The sequence below is a fragment of the Enterobacter sp. UNJFSC 003 genome (assembly GCF_036903355.1).
In the GTDB taxonomy this organism is placed as follows: Bacteria; Pseudomonadota; Gammaproteobacteria; order Enterobacterales; family Enterobacteriaceae; genus Enterobacter.
Map to the genome: position 1 here is coordinate 1 of NZ_JBAKHK010000070.1, position 350 is coordinate 350.

Annotated in this window: 1 pseudogene; it reads right to left on the reverse strand. The window is 66.0% G+C overall.

The features are described from left to right. Positions 1 to 350 (reverse strand): annotated as a pseudogene (locus V5P19_RS23135) (cell division protein ZipA); the annotation flags it as partial.

Genomic DNA, 350 nt, shown 5'->3' on the forward strand with positions numbered 1-350 from the left:
GGCTCAGGCTGTGGTGCCGCTACGGGTTCTGCAGGCTGGAAAGCCTGTTGTGCCGGTTGCGGTGCTGAATGCACAGGCTGCGGCGCTGGCGCGACCTGTGGCGAAACTGGCTGCTGCAACGGCTGTTCAGGCTGCGGCTGATAGGCAGGCTGCTGCACCGGCTGCGCTGGACGCGGAGCATGTTGCGGCGGTACCTGCGCTTCAGGCGGCTGCTGGACCGGTTGACGCGGCTGCGCAGACGCATAAGGCGGTTGGTACTGGTGTTGCGGCGACGGACGAGCAGCCTCATGCTCCTGAGCGTTAGCCGGGGCATGATTCACGCGGTGAACACGAACCTCACCAACGCCCTC